Below are 24,806 nucleotides of genomic sequence, written 5' to 3'. Positions count from 1 at the left end.
AGCATGAGCACCGAAACCCAGACCGCGACAGCGACCCCGTTCACGCTGACCCCGCCCGATCCGGTGCCCGTTGTCGCGCCCGCGCAGGCCGCCGGGCTGGTGCCGGTGACCTCCGAACAGAAATCCAAGCTCGACAGCAAGGTCGACAGCTTCGTTGCCGAACTTGTCGCCGCCGATGCCAAGTCGCCGCAATTCGGCGAAAAGGTCGATCAGATCACGCGCATGGGGCAGGAACAGATCCGCGCGGCGGCCGCGATGTCGAACCGCTTCCTCGACCGCCCGGTGCGCGCGATGGATGCCGATGGCAGCGTGGGCAAGGACCTCGCTGAACTGCGCCGCACGGTCGAAGACCTCGATCCCGGCCGGCAGGGCAAGCTGTCGGGCCCGCGCAAGATCCTCGGCATCATTCCCTTCGGCAACAAGATCAAGAACTACTTCGACAGCTACACCAGCGCGCAAGGCCATATCGCCGCGATCCTGACGCGGCTGGAGAGCGGCAAGAAGGAACTGCACCTCGATAACGCCGCGATCGATACCGAACGCCAGAAGCTGTGGGCGGCGATGGGCGAGCTGGAGCAGATGATCCACATCGCCAAGACGCTGGACGAACGGCTCGAGGCCAAGGCGCTCGAACTCGACAGCTCGGACCCCGAAAAGGCCAAGGCGCTGCGCGAATCCGCGCTGTTCTATGTCCGTCAGCGCACGCAGGATCTGCTGACGCAGATGGCGGTGAGCGTGCAGGGCTATCTTGCGCTCGATCTGGTCAAGAAGAACAATGTCGAACTGGTCAAGGGCGTCGACCGCGCCAGCACCACCACCGTGGGCGCGCTGCGCACCGCGGTGACCGTGGCGCAGGCGATGACCAACCAACGGCTGGTGTTGGGACAAATCACCGCCTTGAACAAGACGACAGCGGACATCATCGATTCGACCAGCACGCTGCTGCGCTCGCAAACCGCGCAGATCCACGAACAGGCGGCCTCCGCGACGATCCCGATCGAAACGCTGCAACGCGCGTTCCAGAACATCTACGACACGATGGACGAGGTCGACGCCTTCAAGGTGCGCGCCCTCGATTCGATGAAGCAGACCGTGGGCGTGCTCACCACCGAGGTCGAGAAGTCCAAGGGCTATATCGCGCGCGCCGAAGGCCAGGCGCAGGCGCAGGCCAAGGTCGCCTCGCAAACGCCCTCGCTGCTGGCGCTGGACCGCTGATGGCGGACACCACCCCCGACAGCGACCGCATCCTGCGCGATGCCAAACGCAGCCTTGTCACGCAGCAAGGCGGCGGCACGCACCGACCTGCGCCGCGCCGGGCCAGCATCGGCAAGGCCTCGGCCGAGATGAAGACCAGGGCGCTGATGAAGAAGGTGCGCAACATCGCGCTGGCTTTGCTTGCGCTCTATATCGGGGCCGGGATCACCGGCGCGGTTATCGGCGGGATCGGGTTCTGGGGGGTGATGACCGTCGTCGCATTGACCGCGTTCATCTTTGCGATGTTCGCCGCGACCGGCAAAGTGAAGGTGCCGCAGCGCGCCGAACTGAAGCAGGGCAATCCGCAGCAGATGGTCGCGCGCACCGAAATCTGGCTCGAGGCGCAGCGCCCCGCGCTGCCCCCGCCCGCGCAGGTGCTGGTCGGCAAGCTGGGCACCCAGCTCGATGCGCTCGGCCTGCAATTGCAGGGCCTCGGCGATAACGAGCCGGCAATGGCCGAAGTGCGCGAGCTGGTGGGCGAATATATCCCCGAAACGATCGACAATTACCGGAAAGTTCCAGCGCATCTGCGCGGCGAGGAACACGCGGGCAAGACCGCCGACGCGCGCCTTGTCGAAAGCCTCGAGAAACTGTCGGGCGAAGTCGACCGCGTCACCCGGCGGCTCGCCGAAGGCGCGCTGGACGATCTGGCGATCAAGAGCCGCTATCTCGAATACCGCTATGGCGGGGCGGCCGCGCTGGAAGACGCAGCCATGCCCGATACCGGCGTGCCCCTGCCCGATTTTTCGGCCATTCCCAGCAAGCAGGAACGCTAAAGCATGCGCGTCACTCTCCCCCACACCCTCGGCAAGGACGAGGTGCGCCGCCGGATGCACAAGCATGCGAGCGAAATCGGCAGCTTCTTTCCCGCAGGTCTCGCCAGTGTCACCACGGATTGGCCGAGCGAGGACCGGATGAGCATCAATGCGCAGGTGATGGGCCAGTCGATTCCCGGCGGGGTCGAAGTGCGCGACAACGAGGTGGTGATCGAAATGGATCTGCCGCTGATGCTGTCGGTGATGAAAGGCCCGCTCGAAGCCGCGGTCAAACAGCAAGCAGGCCGTCTGCTCGCCCCCTGAAAGCGGTTCTCGCCAATCGGCGTTTTTGCAAGCACTGTAACCCCTGATAACGGAAACCTGTCGCGCTTGACGGGCGCCCGGCCCGATGTCGTTCGGTTTTGACAAGATTTCCAGTCAAACCTGTCTTACAGGGTGGTCGTGAATTCCCGGAAGATGGCGGCATCGATGCTGCGTCAGGCGCGATTCGGACGGGAGGTACGCTCGGCAATGGCAGCTAGCAGTGACGAAACGCCCGCCGCGACCAGCCTGCGCGCCCATCTGCGCAGCGCGACGATGACGGCGCACGATCTGCTCGACCATGCGATGCAGGCAGCAAGCGGATGGCAGACGCGCGCCGATTATGCGCGCTTTCTTGCGGTGCAGCATGCCGCGCGCGTTCCGATCGAGCAATGGCTCGCCGCGCACGCGCCCGCAGGCCATGCGCCGCCCCCGGTGCAGACCACGCTGATCGCGCAGGATCTGGCGCTACTGGACACACCGCTGCCCCCCGCCAGCGCGCCGTTCGCTCCCGGCCCGCACGCCGCGCGCGGCTGGATCGGCGCGGCCTGGGTGCTGGCGGGATCGGCGCTCGGCAACAGGGCGATCGCCCGGCAGGTCGCCCGCATCGGCGGCGGCGCCTGGCCGGTCCGCTTCCTCGCCGACGACGCGATGATCGCCTATTGGCAGTCGCTGCGCACCACGATCGAAGAACCCGCGCCAAGCGGAGAAGCCGAAGCCGCCACCACCGCCGCCCAAGCTGTGTTTGCCCATTTTCTTGCCGCGGTGCCTCGCCCGCAAGGCAGTAATCCCGAATCCGAAAGCATCGTTGCATGAATCTCCCCCACTCTTCCGACGCCCTGACCGAATGCGACCGCGAACCGATCCACCACATCGGTGCGGTGCAGAATTTCGGCGGGCTGATCGCCGCCGACCGCGATGGCCGGGTGGTGCATCTGTCGGTCAATGTCGCCGAACTGCTCGGACTTGAGCGCCTGCCCGAACCCGGCACGCCGATCGCCGCCATCTTCTCCGCCGGTGCCTGCGCGATGATCGAGGACGCGCTCTATGGCCCCGCCGCGACCGATCTGCCCGCGCGGCGCTTCGGCGTCGATCTGACCGGCGAGAACCGCCTGTTCGATTGCGCGCTGCACCGTTCGGACGGGCTGAGCGTGATCGAGTTCGAACCGCATGCGCGCGGCGATTTTGCCGACCATGTCAGCCTGATCATCCCCGTGATCGCCCAGCTCGAAACCGCCACCGGCGTCGCGCAGCTGTGCGACACCGCCGCGCGGCTGGTGCGCCAGATGACGGGGTATGACCGGGTGATGGTCTACCGTTTCCACGCCGACGACAGCGGCGAGGTGATCGCCGAGGATGTGGTCGACGATCCGGCAGCGCCGCTCGATCCCTATCTCGGCCTGCGGTATCCTGCCGCCGATATCCCCAAACAGGCGCGCGAGCTGTTCCGCCGCAACCGGTTCCGGATCATCGCCGACATGGACGCCCCCTCGGTGCCGATCGTTCCCGAACGCGGGCCGGGCGGCGAACCGCTCGATCTGTCGATGTCGGTGCTGCGCGCCCATTCGCAGATCCACCATGTCTACATGCGCAACATGGGTGTAGGGGCCAGCCTGTCGATCGCGATCGTGCGGCACGACCGGCTGTGGGGCATGATCTCGTGCCACCACCGTAGCCCGCGCCTGCCCGCCTATTCGCTGCGCACCGTTGCCGAACTGCTGAGCCAGACATTCTCGCTGATGCTCGACCGCATCCTTGTGGCGCAGGCCGAAACCCTGCGCGACCGGGCGCGCCAGCTCAACGACCGCGTGATGCTGCGGCTTTCGGGCGGGGTGTCGCTGTCGGACAGCCTGCCGATGATCGAGGAACTGCTCAAGGGCGCGATCGCGCATGACGGGATTTCGCTGTTTGCCGCGGGCGAATACCGCGCCGCCGGCAGCGCCCCCGAAGAAGCCCAGTTCCGCGCGCTGGCGCCGATGCTGTCGACCACGCTGGGCGGCGGCACCTATGCCACCACCCGGCTGGCCGACCAGCTGCCCGGTGCCGCCACCTTTGCCGGACGGGCCACCGGCGCGCTGATCCTGCCGCTGACCCGCGGCACCCGCGATGCACTGGTGCTGTGGCGCGCGCCGCTGACGCGCACGGTGACCTGGGCGGGCAATCCCGCCAAGGCCGTCGCCAAGCCAGGCGAATTGCTCCAGCCGCGTGCCAGCTTTGCCGCGTGGCAGCAGATCGTTGCCGGACGATCCGCCGAATGGACGCCCGAGGAATGCGAGATCGCCGCGCGCCTGCGCCGCACGCTGATCGAGGTGATCCTGCGGATGAGCGAGGATCTCTCGCGCGAACGTGCGCGCACCTCCGAACAGCAGGACCTGCTGATCAACGAGCTCAACCACCGGGTGCGCAACATCCTCGGGCTGATCCGCGCGTTGGTCGCGCAGTCGCAGGCCGAGGCGGCAAGCGTTCCAGGCTTTGCCGCGATCATCGGCGGGCGGATCGCCGCGCTGGCGACCGCGCATGACAATATGACCGAGAAGAACTGGGGCCCGGCCAGCCTGTTCCGGCTGATCGAGGCCGAGTTCGCGCCCTATGGCGAAGATGGCCAGACCCGCGCGGCGGTGGACGGCGAGGACGTGCTGGTCACGCCCGAAGCCTACACGATTCTCGCGCTAGTGATCCATGAACTGGTCACCAACAGCGCCAAATACGGCAGCCTGTCGATGCCCGCGGGCAGGGTCGGGATCACGCTGGCGCGCAATCCCTTCGGCGACTTGGCGCTCGAATGGCGCGAAACCGGCGGCCCGGCGGTGACCGCGCCGACCCGCCGCGGGTTCGGCTCGACGATCATCACCCGCTCGATCCCGCACGATCTGCAAGGCGGCGCCGAGGTGCGTTACGAGGAAACCGGCCTCGAGGCCTCGTTCCTGATCCCCGCGCGCTATCTGGCCGACCCCGATCCGCGCGATGCGGCGCCCGCGCTGCGCCCGCTGGCCGAACCCGCCCCCACCCCCGCATCCGCCGCGCTCGCGGCCAAGCTGCCGGTGAGCGTGCTGGTGGTCGAGGACAGCGTGATCATCGCGCTCGATACCGAGGAAAACCTCAAGCGGCTGGGCGTTGCCGAGGTCAGGATCGAAAGCTCGGTCGATGGCGCGCTGGCGGCGATTGCCGAAGGCGGCTGGGATTTCGCGATCCTCGATTTCAATCTGGGCGGCGAAAGCAGCGAACCGATCGCCGCGGCGCTGCGCGCGGCGGACGTGCGCTTCGTGCTGGCGACGGGCTATTCCGAAAGCGCGGGGCAGTTCCAGCAGCTCGGCGCGCAGGCGATCCTGCGCAAGCCCTATGGCATGACCGAGATCGAGCGCCTGCTGATCGCGGGGTAACGGGCGGCGGGGATCGCGCGGCAGGTCAGGCGGTTCTTACCCCCCGCCAGACCCCGTCCAGACCCCGTTCAGCCCCCTGCCGCCCCCATCCAGCGGGGCGTTGCAGGGTGTCTGAAGCGATGTTTCACGTGAAACATGCCCGCGGCATCGCTCGTCAGAACCACTGCTGCCGCCAATAGAACGGTGCGGCGACCGGATTGCCATTGGCATCGCTTGCGGGCCGGAAGCCGAGCCGGCTTTCGACCAGTTGGCAGGTGATCCGGTCGGCCTGCGGATCGGGGCTGGCGCGCACCACGGTGCAATCGCGCGCCCGCCCATCGGTGCCCACCACCACGCGCACGATCACCTGCGTCCCGGCGCGCGCCGCGCGCCCTCCGGCAGGGACGGGAAAATCGCGCGCATTGTCGATCCGGCCCGAGATGTGGACCGGCTTTGACACCGGAATGCCGCCGCGCCCGTTCCCGCCATTGCCGCTGCCCGTGCCATCGCCGGTGCCCGCCGCGCCCGTCCCGTCGCCCGCTGCCGCGCCGCCCGCCTGCGTCGCGGTCCCGGTCGAGGCGGCGCGTGGCATAGCGGTGTCCTGTTTGACGCGCACCTTGGGCTGGGGCGCGGTCACGGGCTTGGCCACCGCCTCGCGGCCCGGTGCGCCCTGTGCGCCCTCATCGGGCTCGGGCTGGTTCTGCGGCGGCGGAGGGGCTGGCGGCGCAGGCGCTTCGATCTGGAACGCGGAGACGACTTCGCGCTCCACCGCCGCGGTGAAATCGGGCGCGAATGCGCGCGCCAGCCCATAGAGCGCCAGCACATGCAGGCCGATCAGCCCGGCGATCAACCGCCAGCGCAGCCGCCGCCGCCCGGCGCCATAGGCGGTCGGCGTGGTGATATCCCTCAAGTCCGCGTTGCTGTTCATTTGCTCCATTCCGGATGCGGTTGTCGCCCCGATCATCGGGAGCGGGACTATACCAGCCTTGCAGCAATTGGCGATGGAGCGCAGCGATCGAGCGCGCATTGAACAGTGAATGGCCGGGCAAAGACGATGCGCCCTCCGCCGATCCGGGTGACTCCGCCCCTATGGACGGTGCGCCTTGTGCCGCATCCGCCAGTGCTGCCCGATTGGACGATGCGGCCATTGCGAAGGCGGCCGCACCTCGTCACGCGGCATCGGTGCAGAGCCGCAAGGCAATGGCGAATGCCCGCCGCCGGATGCGTGCCGGTTCGCCCCCCGGCGCGACGCCGGCAGGATTTTCCCTGCCGCTGGTGCTTGCCGTATCGCTGCGTCGCCTTGCGCGGCACGGCATTGCGGCCGGACCGCTCGACCGCAGCAGCCTGATTGCTGCGGGGGTGGGCGGCATCGCCTATTTCGCGCTCGCCTGCATCAGCCTGGCTCTGTCGCAGGCCGGTCAGGACATCAGCCCGATCTGGCTGTCGAACGCGGTCGCGGTGGCGGTGCTCTTGCGCGTCAGGCTGCGCAACGAACTGCCCTTTCTCGCCGCGTGCCTTGCCGGCAGCCTGGCGGTGAATGCTGTGGTGCAATTGCCCGATCGCGTGGCGGTGACATACAGCCTTGCCAATCTGGCCGAGATGATCGCGGTGCTGGTGCTGACCCGGCGCGTGGGTCGCGCGCCGCCGGATATGGGGCGGCTGGCCGATCTCGCGCGGTTCGTGTGGGCGGGCGGGCTGGTCGGCCCCGTGCTCTCGGCAGCGATCGCCGCGCCGGTGATGGGCGATACCTTGGCCGCGTGGCGCGTGGGCGCGATGAGCTGGTTCCTGACCGATTGCATGGCCAATCTGCTGATCGTTCCGACCGCGCTGCTGGTGGTCGACCGGGTGCGCGGCAAGCAGCAACGCGCACCCGCACAACCGCTCGAATCCGCGGCGCTGCTGGTCGGCGGCATGGTCAGCGCGTTTCTGGTGTTCCACCAGACGCATTATCCGCTGCTGTTCCTGATCCAGCCGGTGACTTTGCTCCACGCGTTCCGGCTGGGCAGCCTCGGGACCGCGCTCAACGTCGGAGGGGTGGCGCTGGTTGCGGGGGCGATGACCTTCATGGGGCAGGGCCCGATTGCCGGGGCGCAGGCTGGCGGACTGGCCCAGCTCCACCTGCTGCAGGCCTTCGTCGCCGCCAATTTCCTCACCGGCCTGCCGGTTGCGGCAATTCTTGCCGGGCGCGACCGGATGCTGGCGCGGCTTGCCACCGGCAAGCGCGAGATCGATCTGCTCGCCGACACGATCAGCGATGCGATCCTGCGCTACGACATGGCGGGGATCTGCACCTATGCCTCGCCGTCCTGCCAGGACGTGATGGGCGCGCCGCCCGCGGCCTATCTTGGCCGCCACGCCGCCGCGCGGCTGCATCCCGATGCGCAGGAGCGTGTCGAGCAGGCGATCGCCCGGCTGCTCGGCGGGACGAGCGAGCGTGAGCGCGTGACCTATCGCCGGCTGGCCGATTCGCCCGATGGCGCGCCGGTCTTCCTCGAAGCCGATTGCACCGTGGTGCGCGCGCCGGGCAGCGGGCTGGTCGAAGGCGTGGTGGTCGCCGCGCGCGACGTGACCGAGCGGGTCGAGCTCGAGCTGCTGCTCACCCGCGCGCGCCGCCATGCCGAAAACGCTGCGCGCGCCAAGTCCGAATTCCTCGCCAACATGAGCCACGAGATCCGTACGCCCATGAACGGCGTGCTCGGCTTTGCCGAACTGATGCTGCAAGGCGATCTGGCCGACGACCAGCGCCGCTTTGCCGAGCTGATCGTGCAATCGGGCCGGTCGATGATGATGCTGCTCAACGATGTGCTCGATCTGAGCAAGATCGAAAGCGGCCAGTTTGCGATCGACCGTGCGCCGGTCGATCTGCATGCCAGCCTTGCCGAATGCGCCGCGCTTCACCGCCCGGCCGCCTTGCGCAAGGGCGTCGCGCTCGATCTGACCTGCGACTGCGCCGATGGCAGCGAATGCGAATGCGCGGCCCGCGCGGTGTGGGTGATGACCGACGGGCTGCGCCTGCGCCAGATCATGCTCAACCTGATCGGCAACGCGGTCAAGTTCACCGAGGCCGGGCAGATCCGCGTCAGTTACCGCGTCACCGACGAAGAGTTGCGCGTGACCGTGGCCGACAGCGGAATCGGGATCAGCCCGCTGCAACTCGAAACCATCTTCCACCCTTTCACCCAAGGGGAAGGCGATATTGCCCGGCGGTTCGGCGGCACCGGCCTCGGCCTGTCGATCAGCCGCCAGTTGGCGGGTCTGCTGGGCGGGCGGATCGAGGTCGAAAGCACGCCGGGCGAAGGCTCGCGCTTTGCTCTGGTGCTGCCCTGCGCCACCGCGCCGCAGGTGCCCGTCCCGCGCCTACCTGCAACCGGCACCGCGCCGCTTGCCACGCCCCTCGCAACCGCGCCGACCGCGCCCACGCTCGCCGCACCGCTCGATCCGGCGCGCATCCTGCTGGTCGAAGATCACGACATCAACCGCCTGCTGATGACCGAAATGCTCGAACGCTGCGGGCAGGAAGTCGATGTCGCGCATGACGGCAACGAGGCGATCGCGATGGTGATCGACCAGGTGATGCGCGGCCGGCCCTATGATCTGGTGCTGATGGATGTGCAGATGCCCGAATGCGACGGGCTGGCCGCGACCCGCGCGATCCGTGCCGAAGGGATCGGGCCGGGACTGATGCCGATCATCGCTCTGACCGCCAATGCCTATGCCGAAGATGTCGCCAGCGCGCGGCTTGCGGGCATGCAGGCGCATCTGGCCAAGCCGATCGATTTTGCCCGCCTCGTGCGGGTGCTGCAACGCTGGTTGCCGACCCGGATCGTCGAGGATGAAGCCTCGGGCGGCGCGCTATCCCCTCCCCCGCGCGCGGCGCTGCCCGCCGCCGCGCGCGCCACCGCGCTGGCCGCCTCGCCGCAGTTGATCGCGCGCTGGCAGGCCCGCCGCGCCGAAACCGTGGCCGCGGTCGAGACGGCGCTCGCCGGCGGATTGCTTGGCGCAGCCCGGATGGATGGCCGGGACGGGGAGCCGCCGCAGGACAGCCTTGCCTTCATGCTCCACAAGCTCGCCGGAACCGCTGCGATGTTCGCCGAGCCTGCGCTGGGCTCCGCAGCGGCGGCGCTTGGGCACGCGCTGGTGCAGGGTGAGGATGCGGCACGCTGCACCGCGCTGGCCCGGGCGCTGCTCGATCAGGCACGCAGTTCCGGCACCGCCCCGGCGGCTGCGACCACCACTCCCCGATGACCGGCGGATAGGCCGCCGCGCGCCGGCTGGCCGGCCTTGTCCGGCCCGCCCTCGCAACCACCCGCCCCGCCACCACGGCCCCCGCCTTCGCCCAACGCAAAAGGGCGGCCCGTTGCCGGACCGCCCTTTCGTGTTTCAGCTTGAAGCGCCGCGATCAGAAGCGAACGCGAACACCGAAGCGCACGCCCCAGAGCGAACCGTTGATGTTGGTCGCCTCGTTCGGTGCGCGGAAGCTCGAGTAGCGATACTGCGCGCAGGGCTGGCTGGCGTTGGTCGCCGCGGTGCCGGCCGTGCCGCTGGGCGCAGCGGCCTGAAGGCAGGTCACGTTGACCACCGACGCGGTGTAGGGGAAGCCGACCTGCTGGATCGTGCCCCAGTCCTTGTCGATCAGGTTCAGAACGTTTTCGACATCGGCCATCAGTTCAAGCTTGCCACCGAAAGCGAACGGCACTTCCTGACGAACCGACAGGTCGAGCTTGTGCACCCAAGGGGTCTTGCCGATGTTCTTCGGCGCGATCTCGCCCTGATACTCGTTCAGCTCCGAGGTGCGGACGAGGTTCTGCACCGCTTCGAAGGTCGCCTGGCTGTCGTAGCTCACGCGGGTGTCGGCAGTGATGCTGCTCACGTTCGGCACGTAGAGCAGACCGCGGCTTGCGCGCTCGTTGACGCCGAACACAGCCGAACGGCCCTGCGTGGGATCGTTCATCGTGAAGCTGTAACGCTGGCCCGAACGCACGTTGTAGAACAGTTCGATGCGGGTGTTGTTGTCACCGAACAGCTCGCTGTCGAAACCGGTGCCCAGACGGAACTGGTGGTCGCGGTTGTAGTTCGAGATGCCCTGCGCCGCGAAGTTCGGGTCGAGGAATGCGGTCTGACCGTAGTTCGAGTTGGCGACCGACGAGGTGCCCGGGTTCTGATCCTTGACGTCCTGATAGGTGTAGGAGCCGTTGATGAAGAAGCCGGAGTCGAACACCTTGTCGAACCGGCCGACGATGTTCCAGCTTTCGCCGAAGCTCGTGTTGGTCAGCAGCATGTCGGTGTTTTCACCGCCGACGCCGGGACGCACGTTGTAGCGCGGACGGCCATCGGGCAGCGTCGCATTGGCTCCGGTCTGACGGACCGAGCGCAGATCGGCCCACTCGAGCGCGTTGTTCACGTTCGAATAGATCACGTCGGCGCCGAACAGCCAGCCGTCACCGAGGAAGCCGAGGTCGGCTTCGTAATCGACCGAACCCGAGAAACGCCACTGCGAGGGCGCTTCGAAGTTGGGGTCGAGCGAGTTGGTCGGTGCACCGGCGAAACCGGCCTGACGCACGGCGTCGATCAATGCCTGCGGCACGCCCGGGCCACCCGAGACGTTGTTGAGTGCGGCTGCGCCCAGTGCCTGAACCTGTGCGTTCGAAAGGCCGATGGCGTTCTGTTCAGGCGTGCTGAAGGTGCCGTTGTCGTTGCGACGCAGACGGATGCGCTGCAGCGTCGGCCCGGGGTTCGAGAAGTTGTTCGAAATCCACACCAGCGGGTTGCCGCCGCCGAACAGACCGGCCGAACCGCGCACCTGCAGACGATCGCTCGGCTTCCAGTTCAGGCCGAAGCGCGGCTGGAGCAGGTCGCGACCATTGAGGGTCGAGGTGTTGGGGAAGCCGTAACGCTCGAGGAAGAACTGGTTGAAGAACGGACGATCCGGCGAGTCGAACAGATCGTAGCGCACACCGGCAACCACGGTCAGCGTGTCGGTCAGGTCGATGGTGTCCATCAGACCGAAGGTCCAGCTGTTGTTCTCGAACTCGGCGGTCACCGTGTCGATCCCGCCGCGCAGCGGCACGGCGAAGTCGAGTTCGTTGGCGCGGCGCGCTTCGAAGTTGGCGACGCTATCGAAGTAGAACGCACCCGAAACGCGCTGGGCGAACAGGTTGCGCACGTCCTGCTGGCGGCGCTCGGCGATCATCTTGAAGGTGTGGTTGCCGGCCTTCAGGGTCGCTGCGAATTCGACCGCCAGCGACTGGCTGTCGAGTTCGTTGGCCTGACGGCTGACGTCCGGACCGAAGTTGATGCGCTGCTGATTGGGCGAGCAGATCAGCGAACCACCGCCCAGCGCCGGGGTGGCGGTGACCGGGTTGACCGGGTCGAGGCAGACTTGGAACTGGCCGAATTCACGGCCCCCGATCGGCTGCTGCAGACGCACGTAGTCGGCGTAGGAAACGCGCAGCACGGTCGAGAAGTCGTCCGACCACTGGTTGTTCGACTGAAGGATGCCGAAGTGGTTCTTCGCGCCCTGAAGATAGTTGTTCGACAGCAGGTTGTAGGTCGGGTTGACAGCGACGATCTGCGCGGTCCCGGTCTGGCCGGCGAGCAGTGCGCTGTCGTTCCAGATGTAGGTCGCGCTGAGACGGTGGCCGTCGGCAACGTTCCAGTCGATCTTGGTGATCAGCTTGTCGTCTTTTTCGACGATGTCGCTGGCGACGCCAAGCGTGTCGTAGTTGTAGACCGACTGCGCGATGCTGCCGATGTTGGCGATCTCGGCGTCGGTGATCCCGAGCTGCGAGGGCGCAACGTCGGCCGGGACCGTGTCGCGGGTGCGTTCATAGGTGACCGCGAAGAACAGCTTGTCCTGAATGATCGGGCCGGTGACCTGCGCCACGTAGACCTGCGAATCGAACGCGCCGATGCGGCGGAGGTTGTCCGCCTTGCTGCCGCGCAGATCGTCGTTCTGGTAATAGGCTGCGCCCATGAAGGTGAAGTTGTTGCCACCCGACTTGAGCTGCGTGTTGATCGCGCCGCCCTGGAAGAAGCCCTGCTGGATATCGACCGGCGCGATTTCGACCGAGAATTCGCCGATCGCGTCAAGCGGCACCGGGCCGCGGCTCGAAACGAGACCGCCCGATTCCAGACCGAAGGGATCGCCGAAAGCGACGCCGTCGACGGTGAAGCGGTTGAAGCGGTTGTTCTGGCCGGCGATCGTGATTGCGCCATTGTTGGTCGCATCGAGCGTGACCAGCGGATCGCGCGCGGCAAGGTTGCGCACGTCGCGGTTGATGTTGGCGATGCCGGCGATGTCGTTGGCGGTCAGCACGGTGGCGGCGCCGGTCGACAGCGTGATCGCCGAGCGCGCGCGCGAGCCGGTGACGACGATCGTCTGGCCCTGTTCGGCGAGTGCAACGCTGATGCGCTGGGCCTGGCCAGCGGTAAGGAAACCGATTTCCTGCGACGCGGTTTCAAACCCGTCTGCGGTCACTTCGACGGTGAAGGGGCCGCCCAGACGCAGACCGGCTGCGTTGAAGCCGCCGGCAGCATCGGTGGTCTGGGTCGAGGTGGTGCCCGACGGAACGTGCGTCACCTTGACCGTCGCGCCGACGACCGGATTGCCGTTCTGGTCGAGCACGTCGCCGCGCACCGACGAGGTGGTTTCCTGCGCGGATACCGGAGTGGCGATCGTGGTGGTCGCGGCAAGGCTGACGATGCTTGCCGCGAGGAGATACTTGAGCTTCATGGGTTGAGGCCTCTGAGAAACGGAAAACGAAGAAGGAAAACGACGGAATCTGTTTGGTTCGGCCACGCTAGGCCCGACTGCTTGCGGCAAAGCGACTGTTCTGTGACAGTTTGATGAAATGCCCTGCCCTGACGCGGCGTTTCCTTAGTGTCTGTCCCGCCCGAATCCAGAAAAGTGTAGGATTTGCGCGCGTTCGCTCGCCGGGTGTTGCAATGCAGCAACGCCCGTGGCGAATTTCCCCGACAGATCAATGGGGCGCGAAAACGCGCTTACGCGAGGTTGATCTCGCGCAGGCGCTGCATGAGGTAATCATGCGCGCTGATCGGCGGCAGCGGCGGGGTCGAATCGCTTGCATCCACGCATTCGGGGAGCGCCTCGATCATGAAGTCGGGCCGGAAATGCAGGAAGAACGGCATCGAATAGCGCGCCCGGCGCGCCGCGTCGCCGCGCGGGTTCACCACCCGGTGCGTGGTCGACCGCAGCCGCCCATTGGTCTGGCGTTGCAGCATGTCGCCGACATTGATCACCAGCGCGCCCGCAGGCACATCGACCGCGTGCCAGGTGCCGTCCTTGGTCAGCAGTTCGAGCCCGGCTTCCTCGGCACCGAGCAGCAGCGTGATGGTGTTGATGTCCTCGTGTCCCGCGGCGCGAATCGCCCCCTCGGGCGCGCCTTCGGCGAGCGGGGGATAATGCAGCAGGCGCATCACCGAATTGCCCTCGGCCACGCTGTCCGCAAAGAAATCGCGCGGGCGGCCAAGGTGCAAGGCGATCGCCTCGAGCACGCGGCCCCCGGCTACTTCGAAGGCGGTGAACAGCGCGCTCAGCGTTTCGCGGAAACCTTCGACTTCGGTCGGCCAGACATTGGGCGCCATGAAGCGTTCGAGCGGGTGGCCTTCGGGCAGATCACGTCCGACGTGCCAGAACTCCTTCAAATCGAACACCTCGGCATCCTTGGCCTTTTCGGTGCCGAACGGCGTGTAGCCGCGCGCCCCGCCGCCGCCTTCGATCTTGTAGGCGCGCTTGACGGCGTCGGGCAGCGCGAAGAACGCCTTGGAGACCGCCTCGGCCTCGTCGATCAGGTCTTGCGGGATGCCGTGGTCGCGGATCACGGCAAAGCCGTTTTCGCTGAAACTGCGGCCCAATTCGTCGGCGATGGTTTCGAGCGGCTGGGCGAGGCTGACAGAGGCGATTTTGGTCATGGCCGCGCCCTTACACCTGCGGGCGCGGCCCTGCCAAGCGCTAGATGGGCAGGAACAGGCTGGCGAGCGCGGCGCTCATCAGATTGGCAAGGCTGCCTGCCGCAAGCGCCTTCAATCCCAGCCGCGCGATCACCGGGCGCTGGTTGGGGGCAAGCCCGCCGGTCACCGCCATCTGGATCGCGATCGAGGAGAAGTTGGCAAAGCCGCACAGCGCGAAGGTGATGATCGCCCGGCTACGCTCGGTCAGCTCGCCCGCCTGCATCTTGCCAAGGTCGATGAAGGCGACGAATTCGTTCAATACGATCTTGGTGCCGAACAATCCGCCCGCGATCTGCGCCTGTTGCCAGTCGGAAATGCCGATCAGGAACATGACGGGTGCGAACACATAGCCGAGCAGTTGCTGGAAGCTGATATTGGCAAGCCATGCCGCGGTGTCGGGCGCGAAGGGCGCGCCGATATTGGCGGCCAGATTGACCAGCCCGCCGCCCAGCCCGGCCAGCATGCCATTCGCCAGCGCGACGAGCGCAACGAACACCATCACCATCGCGCCGACCGCAACCGCGAGCTTCACCCCGGTCTGCGTGCCTTGCGCGGCGGCTTCGATGATGTTGGCGGGGCGCTGGCCTTCCTCGAAGGTTTCGGCGGCGGTGACTTCGTCCGCCTTGCCGCCGCCTTCGAGGATCGAGGCCGGGCCCACCGCACTGATCCGCGCCTGCGGCAGTTCGACCTGCTCGCCGTTCTCGTCATACATCACCACGCGGGTCGCTTCGGTGACGGCATTGGGCTTGGCGCGCGCGCGCGCGACCGCGGCGCTGGCGATTGTCGCGTCGAGCCCGGGGGCGGCCCTGGCGGCGTCTTCGGGCATCATGATCTTGGCCATCAGGATCCCGCCCGGCGCCGACATGAAGGCTGCGGCCAGCAGGAAGGGCACGGCCTCGGTGCCGATGAAGCTGGCATAGGCGGCCAAAATCGTGCCCGCCACGCCCGCCATGCCCACCGCCATCAGCGTGAACAGGCCCGAGGGGCTCAATCCGGCGAGATAGGGGCGCACCACCAGCGGGCTTTCGGACTGACCGACGAAGATGTTTGCCGCCGCTCCCAGCGCTTCGACCTGGCTGATCCCGGTGATCCACCCGATCGCCCCGCCGACCCAGCGCACCAGCTTCTGCATGATGCCGAGGTGATAGAGGATCGAGACGATCGCGGCGAAGAACACGATCACCGGCAGCGCCGCAATCACGAAGGTGTTGGCGAAGGGATTGCTTTCCATCGGCCCGAACACCGAAGTGATCCCGACCTTGGAGAAATCGAGCAGCGCGATCACGCCCGACGACAGCCCGCCGATCACCGCCACCCCGACATCGGTGCGCAGCACGATCAGCGCGGTGATCGCCTGCAGGGCAAAGGCCGATCCCACCACGCGCAGGTTGATGCGCCGACGGTTCGTCGACAGCGCAAAGGCAATCATGAGAATGGCGAGCACACCTGCAAGGCTCAGCAGGGTGGACGTGAGACTTCCGTTCACGGCGGCGACGATTCCTTGATGCTTGTGATACGTGACCCGAGCGCGCGCGAAAGATCCCGCCGTCGCGCAGCGCAGGTTCGGGCGTGGCAGCTAACGCAGCCAGTTGCAAGCCGCATCCGACAAGCCGCGCACAAGTCTGCCGGACAGCGCGCGCCGCATAAGCCGTGCACGCGCGCTTTCCTTTTGCGCCCGCGCTGGCTAGCACCCGTGCGATGGACACGACGCCCCCGCCCGCTTCTGCGGCCGCCGCCCCCTTTGCCGCCGCTCCCTTCGCCGGCACGCCCCCGACAGGCATTTCGATGCCGCTGGGGATGTTCGTCTACACGCTGGTTTACGGCGGCATGACGGTTCTGGCAGGCGTCCTCGCCTACAAGCAGGTGCAATTGTGGCCCACCGATCTGGCGGTCGAAAGCGGGATTTTCCCCTTCCTGCTGCTGGTGGTGATCTCCTCGACGCTGTCGCAGCTTTACGGGCGCGAGGCGGCCAAGCGGATCGTGTGGTGGGGTTTCCTGCCGCTGGGGCTGGCCGCGCTGCTGATGCAACTGGTGCTGACCCTGCCCGCATCCTCGGAAATGATCGCGTTCCGCCCCGATGACCTTGCCGCCTTCGAACGCGTCAACCAGTCGACCTGGCGGGTGTGGATGGCAGGCCCGGCGAGCTACATCACCTCGCTGCTGCTCAACATCTGGATCTTCGACCGGCTGCGCGGCAGCGGCGATGGCGACAGCACGATCGGGCTGATGATCCGCGGCGCGATCGCCTCGGCGCTGAGCCAGGCGATCGATTCGGTGATTTTCATCACGCTGGCCTTCTATGGCGAATTCGCGATCGCCAACCTGATGATCGGTCAGGTGATCGCCAAGGTCGTCCTGAGCCTGGTGCTGGTGCCGTTCCTGATCACCTTCGGCGTGCGCGCCGCGCGCTGGCTCGACGCGAGGCCCGTGCGATAGGCCGCCCCGCACTCTCGCGGCGGCCTCTGGAACCCGCTGGGGCATGAATGCGATCAAGGCGGTTGCCGGCTGGGCGGCGCGGCATGCGTTACTGTTCGCGCTGATCATTGCGGCATTGGTCGCCCACTCGCTCTGGTCCGACAGGCAGGCGGACAGGCGCGCCCAAATCGCCGCCATCACCGCCGAGCTTGCCGGTATCGACAGCGCCGCAAGCCGGATCGCCGCGACACGCCGCGAAGCCGCGGCAGCCGTGACTGCTGCGGCGGGGCAATTGACGCAGTATCAGGCGCAAATGCGCGGCGCATCACTCGCGCGGCTGACGCAGGAACGCGCCCGCACCCAGTCCGCACGCGCCGCCGCACGCGCTGCGCTGCCGACCGATTTTGCCGTGACCCGGCAGCTGCTCGCCCGCGATACCGAAGCGCTTGGCCGCACGGCGCTGGCGCGGGTCGATCTGGCGCGGCTCGAACGGCAGCTTGCCTTCCTCGACGAAAGCATCGCGATCGCGCGCGGCAACAGCGCGGTTCTGGCGCGGATCGCCGATCTCGACGTGCAATTGCGTGAGGCGACGGCGCTGCTCGCCCGGCATGAACAAGCCTGCCGCGACGCGGCGCGCGATCTCGCCGCATTCGACGCCAAAAGGCCTGCCGAACGCATCGTGCGCGAGCTTCTGGGCCAGCGGCGTTCGCTGGTCGCAGAGCAAACCTCCGCCTGTGCGCAGCGCGACCGCGCGCAAAGCGCCAAAGGCCTACTCGAACAGCGAATCGGATCGGGCCGGCAGCTTCTTGAAAAGGGCGCAGCCAAAATCGACAGCGCGATCACCGCAGATCTTGCCGCGATCGACGAACTGGCGCTGCGTGACGCCGAGCGCCGGGCGCTGCTGACCCGCCAGCTTGCGGCGACGCGCGGAGACATCGGGACGCTGGCCGCGCGCTACCAGTTGCCGGCCAAAGCGCGTGCTGCCCTGCTGATCCTCATCGGCATCATTCTCGTGCCCTATCTGATCCGCACGCTGTTCTATTATGTGATCGCCCCGCTGGCACAGGGCCGCGGCACGATCCGGATCGCGGTGCAAGGTGCGGATGCCGCAGCGCCCATCCCGGCAGCATCGTCGCATATCTCGCTCTCGGTAAACCTGGAGGCAGGGGAGGAATTGCTGGTCCGGCAGGACTACCTGCAAACCAGCCCGGTCGGAGCCGAGGCCGCAACGCGCTGGCTGCTCGATTATCGCCATCCGCTCTCGAGCCTGGCCAGCGGCCTCTATTTCCTCACGCGGCTGCGCGGCGGCGGGATGACCGCAGTCTCGGCGGTCAGGGACCCCTTTGCCGAACTCGCGCGGATCGATCTGTCGCCCGGCGCTGCCTGCGTGCTCCACCCGCGCGCGCTGGTCGCGATTGTCCAGCCGGTCGGCCGGACGATGCGGATTACCAGCCATTGGCGCCTGTTCTCGCTCAGCGCGTGGCTGACGCTGCAATTGCGGTTCTTCGTGTTCCACGGACCCGGCAGCCTGATCGTGCGCGGCGGGCGCGGCGTGCGGATCGAACCTGCCGCCACCGGGCGCATATTCCGGCAGGACCAGCTGGTCGGGTTCAGTGCGGACCTCGCCTATTCGGTGATCCGCACCGAGACTTTCGCGCCCTACCTGTTCGGCCGCGAAGAATTGTTCAAGGACCGGGTCGAAGCGGGCACCGGCGTGCTGATCATCGAGGAAGCGCCCTTCGCCGGACGCAGGGGCGGGGGCGCACGCCATGGTCTGGAAGGCGCCCTCGATGCCGGCTTGAAGGCGCTGGGATTGTGAAGCGGTCCTGATGACCGGACGCCGCATCGCGAAATTATGGTGAGCCCGACAGGATTCGAACCTGTGACCCGCTGATTAAAAGTCAGCTGCTCTACCTACTGAGCTACGGGCCCACACATGTGCCGCGCGAATGGCGGCTGGCGGGGCTCACCTAGGCAGGGGGCGCGGGCGGGTCAAGCGGGCTTGATGATGGATCAGCCGTAAACCGCGCGGCCGGGTGCGCCAATCGGCGGCGATCGCGCAGGCCGGGTCGAGCACGAAGCGGCGCTGCGCGAAGGCAGGATGCGGGATGGTGAGCATCTTGGATGCCCATACGCCCCCACTCCACAGCACGATGTCGAGGTCTAGCACGCGGTCGCCCCAGCGTTGCCCCGGGCGGCGGCCAAAGGCGCGCTCGGTGTGTTTGCACGCGGCGAGCAGCGACGGCGGATCAAGCTCGCTTTCGAGCACCGCGGCGGCATTGGCGAAGCGGCGCTGCGCGGCGCCCATCGCGGGCGTCGCGATGATCGGCGAGCGCGCGGTGACCGTGCCGAAGGCGGCAAGCTCCTCCATCGCCGCCTGCACCACGGCTTGCGGCGCGCCGTAACGGTGGTGCCGCCTATTGCTGCCCAGTGCGATCAGATAGGTGCTGGGCAGAATCAGATGTCCTGCGCGATCCGCCCGTAAAGCTGCGGGCGGCGGTCGCGGAAGAAACCCATGCCGGCGCGGTGCTTTGCCGCGCGCGCCAGATCGAGCCGCGCGGTCAGCACGCCGGTTTCCTCTTTCCCGAACAGCGCGAGGTCATCGCCCCATTCGTCGGTGATGAAGGAATGGCCATAGAAGCTCTGCGCGCGGGTCTCCGGCCCTTCGTGACCGATCCGGTTGGCAGCCACCACGGGCATGCAGTTCGAAACCGAATGGCCGATCATCGCGCGCCGCCACATCCGGCTGGTGTCGAGATCAGCATCATAGGGTTCGGACCCGATCGCGGTGGGATAGAGCAGCAATTCGGCGCCCAGCAGCGCCATCACGCGCGCCGCTTCGGGATACCACTGGTCCCAGCAGATCCCGACGCCGACCTTCACGCTCGCGCCGCCCTCGCCCGGCACGTCCCACACCTTGAAGCCGTCGTTTCCGGGGCGGAAATAATATTTTTCCTCATAGCCCGGCCCGTCGGGAATGTGGCTCTTGCGGTATGTGCCCATAATCGCGCCATCTGGACCGATCATCGCGAGCGTGTTGTAATAGTGGTGCCCGTCACGCTCGAAGAAGCTGGTGGGGATCGTCACCTTCAGCCGCGCGGCAAGTTCGCGCATCGCGATCACGCTGGGGTGCTGCTCTGTGGGACGGGCGAGAGCGAACAGCGCCTCGTCCTCCTCGCGGCAGAAATAGGGGCCACTGAACAATTCGGGCGGCAGGATCAGCTGCGCGCCCTTGGCGGCGGCGTCTTCCACCAGCGCACAGACGGCGGCGATGTTGGCGGCCTCGTCCTCGGAACCGAGGGCGAGTTGCAGGGCGGCGACAGTGATTGCGGTCATGGCCGCCGCATTACTTTGGCCGCAGCGCGAAGTCCACTTGCACGCTGACGCTGCTGGTCGTCTGGCCGGGTTGGATGATGCCGCCTTCCTCGGGGCGCGCCATCGTCTGCACGGAAGCGGCGACCGGCGGCGGCGGCGGCGCGGGAGGAACAAAGCGGTTGCCCTGCATCCCGCCACCATCGCGGATGGTGAGCACGCGGGAAATCTCCATCCCTGCTGCCCCGGCATAGGCCTCGGCGCGCTTCCTCGCGTTGGCATAGGCGGCGGCATAGGCGGAATTGGCCGCAGCCTCGGGATCGGTCATGCGCAGGTCCGGCCCGCTCATCACGTTCGCGCCCGCCCCGGTTGCCGCGGCGATGGCGGCATCGGCGCGGGCGATCTCGCGCACGGTGACCGCGACGATGTTGCTCGCCTGATACTGGCCCTTCCTGTCCCCCCAATCGATCCGCTGGATGTTGACCGCGCGGGTCTGGATGTCGGCCTCGGGAACGCCCGCGCCTTTGAGCGCGGCAAGCAGCGCGGCGATCCGCGTGCGGTTGGCGGTGCTCGCCGCCTCCCCGGTGGCGCCGAAGCTTTCGATCCCGACCTGGAAGAACGCCTGATCGGGGCGTGCCTCGGCCTCGCCCGTGGCGCTCACTGAAAGCAGCGTCTCATCGCGTGCTACTCCGCGCGGGTCCGCCGCGGTGTCGGCGCAGCCGGTAAGCAGCAGGGCGGTGATGGAAAGCAGAGCGGCGGGGTGCAGTCTGGTCATGGCATGGCCTTTTCTCAATAGACCCGCCCCAGACGCACCCCGCGCGCTGAATTGCCGCTTAACCGTTAGTGGCGAAAGGCTTATTTCGCCTTTTTGAAGAGCAGCGTCATGCGGTCGCTTTCGCCCTTGCCCTTCAGGTCCTCGCGCTTGGTGGCGAGCGTCGGCGGCAGTTCCCACACGCCTTCAGGATAATCGGCCGTGTCTGCGGGGTTGGCGTTGACCTCGCTCGATGCGACCAGTTCAAAACCGTTCAGCCGCATGAAATCGATCACGTCCTGCTGTTTCAGGTAGCCCTTGGTGCCGTTCGACTCCGCCCACGCCGCGTCCGCCTTGGCACGGTGCTGGACCACGCCGAGCAGCCCGTCATCCTTGAGCAGCTCGCGCATCGCGCGAATCTCGGTGTCCGCGATCCCGGCGCGGGTGATGCCGTGCAGCGCGCGGATCACCAGAATGCGATCAAACGTGCCCTTCTGTTCGCCCGCCTTGTCCAGCGTGATGCCCGAAAACCGGTCCGCGGGCAGCCCGGTATAGCCCGCGACTTCCGCACCGAAACCTGCCGCCTGGTCGCGCAGCCGCTGCTGGCGCGCGGGATCGGCGGTGGCAACAAGCGGGTTGTTGTAAAGCCCGACCAGCTGCCCCTCACCGCCCAGATAGTGGCCGAGCAGGCGCGAATACCAGCCGCCGCCGGGCGAATATTCGCCGACCTTCATTTCCGGCCCGACATGGAAGAACGCCAGCGTCTGTTCAGGATGGCGGAACGCGTCGCGCGCGCGGTCGTCCTTGCGGCTGGGATGATTGATCGCACCCGACAAAGCCTCGCCATGCATCTTGAGGAAATGCGCGGTGTCCTTGACATGCGCCTCATCGACCGCGCCGTGGCCAGCATGGCCATGTCCATCGGCCAGCGCCGGGGCGGTAAGCGCAAGTCCGCCTGCCGCGGCAAGCGCAAGGATCAGCTTGTTCATGGGTGTTCTCTCCCGAAGTTTGCAAAGAATAGCGCGGATCACCGCTGGCAATGGCGCAGTGCTACCCTATCTCAGCCAGAAACCAACGGAGAATTCTCGTGAGCGACACTCAAACCGCGATCATTGCCGGCGGATGCTTCTGGTGCACCGAAGCGGTGTTCCGCGATGTCATTGGCGTTACCAAGGTCGAAAGCGGCTATATCGGTGGCACCAAGGCGAACCCCACCTACAAGGAGGTCTGCACGGGCGACACCGGCCATGCCGAAGGCATCCGCGTGACCTTCGATCCGCACGCGATCAGCCTTGCCGAAATCTACGACGTGTTCCTCGGCACGCATGATCCGACGCAGTTGAACCGTCAGGGCGGCGATATCGGCACGCAATACCGCAGCGCGATCTTCCCGCTGTCGGACGAACAGGGCGAGGAGGCCAAGGCCGCGATCGCCCGCTGGAATGCGGACAACGGCAAACAGGCCGTGACCACGATCGAGGGCCTGTCGGGCGGCACGCAGACCGCCGAGTGGTATCCGGCCGAGGATTACCACCAGGAATACTGGGACGGTCAGGGCCAGAGCAATCCCTATTGCCTCGCAGTGATCCCGCCCAAGCTGATGAAGCTGCGCAAGAGTTTTCAGAAATATGTGAAGGACTGAAGCGACGCAGCCCCCCACTCCACGCCCGTTCCGGAGCGATGCCTCCGGCGGGCGCGGGCGGGGAATGGCTGATTGGCGGCATTCTGGAAAACAGCGGACCTTCGGGTATCGACCCCACACCAGACGCCTGACAGCAGAGCGCGACTTCCCGAAAACGGGAGCGCGCCAAGAAGGCATAGGTTCGCTCGGCCAGCGAATTTGTTGGCATCCAAAGCGCCCGGCAGACCATGAGATTTGCATAATCCGGCACCGAGTGCGTCCGTGCGGTCAATGGCGGGTATGTCACCACCAACTGGGCTCTGGCCGTTCAGGATGAGGTTAGCCAGGCCACCGCAGCCAGCATCTATCTCGGCCTAAGGTACAATAGGTTTTGCGAGCCGACTGGCGCAAATTCGGGCTTCAACGGCCGCTTGGCGAGAGGAGAAGCACGATGCTTGAACAGGCCCTTAGTAAATTCGAAGGCAAAACCCTGATCAAGGCCAAGTATGACAACTTCATCGGCGGCCGCTGGACCGCGCCGGTCAAGGGTCAGTATTTCGACAATATCTCGCCCGTGAACGGCAAGCGGGTGTGTCAGGTGGCGCGTGGCAGCGCCGAGGATATCGAGCTTGCACTCGATGCCGCGCACAAGGCGAAGGGCGCCTGGGGCCGCACCTCGACCACCGAGCGCAGCAACATCCTCAACCGCATCGCCCAGCGCATTGAGGACAATCTCGATATGCTGGCGCTGGTCGAAACAATCGACAACGGCAAGCCGATCCGCGAAACCACCGCTGCCGACCTGCCGCTCGCCGTTGATCACTTCCGCTATTTCGCCGGGTGCCTGCGCGCGCAGGAAGGTGGCATTTCCGAGATCGATCACGACACCATCGCCTACCACTTTCACGAGCCGCTGGGCGTGGTCGGGCAGATCATTCCCTGGAACTTCCCGCTACTGATGGCGGTGTGGAAGCTTGCCCCGGCACTCGCCGCCGGCAATTGCGTGGTGCTGAAGCCTGCCGAACAGACCCCCATGAGCATCATGGCACTCATGGAGGTGATCGGCGATTTGCTGCCCGAAGGTGTCGTCAACGTCGTCAACGGCTTCGGCATCGAAGCGGGCAAGCCGCTCGCCACCAGCCCGCGGATCGCCAAGATCGCGTTTACCGGGGAGACCACCACCGGGCGGCTGATCATGCAATATGCGAGCGAAAACCTCATCCCCTGCACCCTCGAACTGGGCGGCAAGAGCCCCAACATCTTCTTTGCCGACGTGATGCGCGAGGATGACGATTACCTCGACAAGGCGCTCGAAGGCTTCGCCATGTTCGCGCTCAATCAGGGCGAGGTCTGCACCTGCCCAAGCCGCGCGCTGATCCACGAATCGATCTATGACCGCTTCATGGAAAAGGCGATTGCCCGGGTGAACGCGATCAAGCTGGGCAGCCCGCTCGATTTCGACACCATGATCGGCGCGCAGGCTTCGAACGATCAGCTGGAAAAGATCCTCAGCTATATCGAGATCGGCAAGGGCGAAGGCGCAAAGGTGCTGACCGGCGGCAGCCGCCACATCCACGAAGGCGAGCTGTCCGAAGGCTATTACGTCAAGCCGACCGTTCTGGAAGGCCACAACAAGATGCGCATCTTTCAAGAGGAAATCTTCGGCCCCGTGCTGTCGGTGACCACCTTCAAGGATGACGCGGAAGCCCTCAGCATCGCCAATGACACCCTCTACGGCCTTGGCGCCGGGGTGTGGAGCCGCGATGCCAACACCTGCTACCGCTTCGGCCGCGCGATCGAGGCGGGCCGGGTCTGGACCAACTGCTACCATGCCTACCCCGCCCACGCGGCGTTCGGCGGCTATAAGCAGTCCGGCATCGGGCGCGAGAACCACCGGATGATGCTGGAGCACTACCAGCAGACCAAGAATCTGCTCGTCAGCTACAGCCCCAAGGCGCTGGGCTTCTTCTGAGCCGATTGGCCGGAACCGCCTCCCGCTCTCTCTCCCACCGAAGCGGTTCCGGTGTCCCACGGGGCGGACGGCCTGA

The 24,806-nt window shown here is 66.6% G+C and carries 18 protein-coding genes and 1 tRNA gene; 10 read left to right on the top strand and 9 right to left on the bottom strand.

What is annotated here, in order from left to right:
• Positions 1-3 precede the first annotated feature (3 nt).
• From A9D12_RS06520 to A9D12_RS06500, 5 genes are all read left to right on the top strand, one after another.
• Positions 4-1,215 carry a toxic anion resistance protein gene (locus A9D12_RS06520; protein WP_068350567.1) on the top strand — a complete coding sequence of 404 codons (1,212 nt, stop codon included), beginning with the start codon at positions 4-6 and terminating at the stop codon, positions 1,213-1,215.
• Entirely contained in the window at positions 1,215-2,030 is an 816-nt protein-coding gene (locus tag A9D12_RS06515; protein WP_068350566.1) for a hypothetical protein, read from the top strand. The genes A9D12_RS06520 and A9D12_RS06515 overlap by 1 nt, the downstream gene beginning before the upstream one ends.
• A 3-nt stretch (positions 2,031-2,033) precedes the next feature.
• Positions 2,034-2,333 carry a polyhydroxyalkanoic acid system family protein gene (locus A9D12_RS06510; RefSeq protein WP_068350565.1) on the top strand — a complete coding sequence of 100 codons (300 nt, stop codon included), beginning with the start codon at positions 2,034-2,036 and terminating at the stop codon, positions 2,331-2,333.
• Positions 2,334-2,540: 207 nt separating this feature from the next.
• A complete protein-coding gene (locus tag A9D12_RS06505; RefSeq protein WP_156522812.1) occupies positions 2,541-3,146 on the top strand; it encodes a biliverdin-producing heme oxygenase in 606 nt (201 codons plus the stop codon).
• Positions 3,143-5,710 (top strand): HWE histidine kinase domain-containing protein, encoded by a 2,568-nt coding sequence (locus A9D12_RS06500; protein WP_068350563.1) that lies wholly within the window; start codon positions 3,143-3,145, stop codon positions 5,708-5,710. Before A9D12_RS06505 ends, A9D12_RS06500 begins: the two co-directional genes overlap by 4 nt.
• Before the next feature lie 154 nt (positions 5,711-5,864).
• Here the strand turns inward: A9D12_RS06500 and A9D12_RS06495 are convergent, their stop codons facing one another.
• Entirely contained in the window at positions 5,865-6,617 is a 753-nt protein-coding gene (locus A9D12_RS06495; protein WP_068353856.1) for an energy transducer TonB, read from the bottom strand.
• Between the two features lie 254 nt (positions 6,618-6,871).
• On the opposite strand from A9D12_RS06495, the gene A9D12_RS06490 reads away from it, so the two are divergent.
• Positions 6,872-9,934, top strand: a complete 3,063-nt coding sequence (locus A9D12_RS06490; protein ID WP_197489886.1) for a PAS domain-containing sensor histidine kinase — start codon at positions 6,872-6,874, stop codon at positions 9,932-9,934.
• Positions 9,935-10,088: 154 nt separating this feature from the next.
• Here the strand turns inward: A9D12_RS06490 and A9D12_RS06485 are convergent, their stop codons facing one another.
• From A9D12_RS06485 to A9D12_RS06475, 3 genes are all read right to left on the bottom strand, one after another.
• The gene (locus A9D12_RS06485; RefSeq protein ID WP_068350561.1) at positions 10,089-13,421 is read right to left on the bottom strand and encodes a TonB-dependent receptor; all 3,333 of its coding nucleotides are present in this window, start codon (positions 13,419-13,421) and stop codon (positions 10,089-10,091) included.
• Positions 13,422-13,690: 269 nt separating this feature from the next.
• Positions 13,691-14,620, bottom strand: coding sequence for an isopenicillin N synthase family dioxygenase (locus tag A9D12_RS06480; protein WP_068350560.1), 930 nt, complete (start codon positions 14,618-14,620; stop codon positions 13,691-13,693).
• Between the two features lie 40 nt (positions 14,621-14,660).
• Positions 14,661-16,088 carry a NupC/NupG family nucleoside CNT transporter gene (locus A9D12_RS06475; RefSeq protein ID WP_068350559.1) on the bottom strand — a complete coding sequence of 476 codons (1,428 nt, stop codon included), beginning with the start codon at positions 16,086-16,088 and terminating at the stop codon, positions 14,661-14,663.
• Positions 16,089-16,444: 356 nt separating this feature from the next.
• Between A9D12_RS06475 and A9D12_RS06470 the strand changes: the two genes are divergently transcribed.
• Both A9D12_RS06470 and A9D12_RS06465 read left to right on the top strand, forming a co-directional pair.
• The gene (locus tag A9D12_RS06470) at positions 16,445-17,095 is read left to right on the top strand and encodes a queuosine precursor transporter (protein ID WP_068353850.1); all 651 of its coding nucleotides are present in this window, start codon (positions 16,445-16,447) and stop codon (positions 17,093-17,095) included.
• A gap of 43 nt (positions 17,096-17,138) precedes the next feature.
• A complete protein-coding gene (locus A9D12_RS06465; RefSeq protein WP_068350558.1) occupies positions 17,139-18,893 on the top strand; it encodes a coiled-coil domain-containing protein in 1,755 nt (584 codons plus the stop codon).
• Between the two features lie 37 nt (positions 18,894-18,930).
• On the opposite strand, the gene A9D12_RS06460 is transcribed toward A9D12_RS06465, so the two are convergent.
• From A9D12_RS06460 to A9D12_RS06440, 5 genes are all read right to left on the bottom strand, one after another.
• Positions 18,931-19,006: transfer RNA gene (locus tag A9D12_RS06460), tRNA-Lys, on the bottom strand.
• Positions 19,007-19,040: 34 nt separating this feature from the next.
• Positions 19,041-19,457: a 2-amino-4-hydroxy-6-hydroxymethyldihydropteridine diphosphokinase gene (folK, locus tag A9D12_RS06455; protein ID WP_418251576.1), complete on the bottom strand. Its 417-nt coding sequence runs from the start codon at positions 19,455-19,457 to the stop codon at positions 19,041-19,043.
• Between the two features lie 74 nt (positions 19,458-19,531).
• A complete protein-coding gene (gene aguB / locus A9D12_RS06450) occupies positions 19,532-20,410 on the bottom strand; it encodes an N-carbamoylputrescine amidase (RefSeq protein WP_068350556.1) in 879 nt (292 codons plus the stop codon).
• Positions 20,411-20,420: 10 nt separating this feature from the next.
• A complete protein-coding gene (locus A9D12_RS06445; protein WP_082925428.1) occupies positions 20,421-21,161 on the bottom strand; it encodes an SIMPL domain-containing protein in 741 nt (246 codons plus the stop codon).
• An 80-nt stretch (positions 21,162-21,241) separates the two neighbouring features.
• Positions 21,242-22,126: a class I SAM-dependent methyltransferase gene (locus tag A9D12_RS06440; protein WP_068350555.1), complete on the bottom strand. Its 885-nt coding sequence runs from the start codon at positions 22,124-22,126 to the stop codon at positions 21,242-21,244.
• Positions 22,127-22,176: 50 nt separating this feature from the next.
• Between A9D12_RS06440 and msrA the strand changes: the two genes are divergently transcribed.
• Together msrA and adh are read left to right on the top strand one after the other, a co-directional pair.
• Positions 22,177-22,779 carry a peptide-methionine (S)-S-oxide reductase MsrA gene (gene msrA, locus A9D12_RS06435; RefSeq protein WP_068350554.1) on the top strand — a complete coding sequence of 201 codons (603 nt, stop codon included), beginning with the start codon at positions 22,177-22,179 and terminating at the stop codon, positions 22,777-22,779.
• Positions 22,780-23,209: 430 nt separating this feature from the next.
• Positions 23,210-24,730: an aldehyde dehydrogenase gene (gene adh, locus A9D12_RS06430; RefSeq protein WP_068350553.1), complete on the top strand. Its 1,521-nt coding sequence runs from the start codon at positions 23,210-23,212 to the stop codon at positions 24,728-24,730.
• Positions 24,731-24,806: the final 76 nt, after the last annotated feature.

Source organism: Erythrobacter neustonensis (assembly GCF_001663175.1).
GTDB lineage: Bacteria > Pseudomonadota > Alphaproteobacteria > Sphingomonadales > Sphingomonadaceae > Erythrobacter > Erythrobacter neustonensis.
Note: the sequence above shows the minus strand (reverse complement) of the source record. Positions and strands in the feature narration are given on the sequence as shown.

Excerpts from the sequence above, each read along its gene's own strand:
- A9D12_RS06475 (WP_068350559.1), bottom strand. The coding sequence starts at position 16,088 with ATGATTGCCTTTGCGCTGTCGACGAACCGTCGGCGCATCAACCTGCGC.
- A9D12_RS06440 (WP_068350555.1), bottom strand. The coding sequence starts at position 22,126 with ATGAACAAGCTGATCCTTGCGCTTGCCGCGGCAGGCGGACTTGCGCTT.
- A9D12_RS06495 (WP_068353856.1), bottom strand. The coding sequence starts at position 6,617 with ATGAACAGCAACGCGGACTTGAGGGATATCACCACGCCGACCGCCTAT.
- A9D12_RS06520 (WP_068350567.1), top strand. The coding sequence starts at position 4 with ATGAGCACCGAAACCCAGACCGCGACAGCGACCCCGTTCACGCTGACC.
- aguB (WP_068350556.1), bottom strand. The coding sequence starts at position 20,410 with ATGACCGCAATCACTGTCGCCGCCCTGCAACTCGCCCTCGGTTCCGAG.
- A9D12_RS06500 (WP_068350563.1), top strand. The coding sequence starts at position 3,143 with ATGAATCTCCCCCACTCTTCCGACGCCCTGACCGAATGCGACCGCGAA.
- A9D12_RS06515 (WP_068350566.1), top strand. The coding sequence starts at position 1,215 with ATGGCGGACACCACCCCCGACAGCGACCGCATCCTGCGCGATGCCAAA.
- msrA (WP_068350554.1), top strand. The coding sequence starts at position 22,177 with ATGGCGCAGTGCTACCCTATCTCAGCCAGAAACCAACGGAGAATTCTC.
- A9D12_RS06465 (WP_068350558.1), top strand. The coding sequence starts at position 17,139 with ATGAATGCGATCAAGGCGGTTGCCGGCTGGGCGGCGCGGCATGCGTTA.
- A9D12_RS06470 (WP_068353850.1), top strand. The coding sequence starts at position 16,445 with ATGCCGCTGGGGATGTTCGTCTACACGCTGGTTTACGGCGGCATGACG.
- A9D12_RS06445 (WP_082925428.1), bottom strand. The coding sequence starts at position 21,161 with ATGACCAGACTGCACCCCGCCGCTCTGCTTTCCATCACCGCCCTGCTG.
- A9D12_RS06480 (WP_068350560.1), bottom strand. The coding sequence starts at position 14,620 with ATGACCAAAATCGCCTCTGTCAGCCTCGCCCAGCCGCTCGAAACCATC.
- adh (WP_068350553.1), top strand. The coding sequence starts at position 23,210 with ATGCTTGAACAGGCCCTTAGTAAATTCGAAGGCAAAACCCTGATCAAG.
- A9D12_RS06485 (WP_068350561.1), bottom strand. The coding sequence starts at position 13,421 with ATGAAGCTCAAGTATCTCCTCGCGGCAAGCATCGTCAGCCTTGCCGCG.
- A9D12_RS06510 (WP_068350565.1), top strand. The coding sequence starts at position 2,034 with ATGCGCGTCACTCTCCCCCACACCCTCGGCAAGGACGAGGTGCGCCGC.
- A9D12_RS06505 (WP_156522812.1), top strand. The coding sequence starts at position 2,541 with ATGGCAGCTAGCAGTGACGAAACGCCCGCCGCGACCAGCCTGCGCGCC.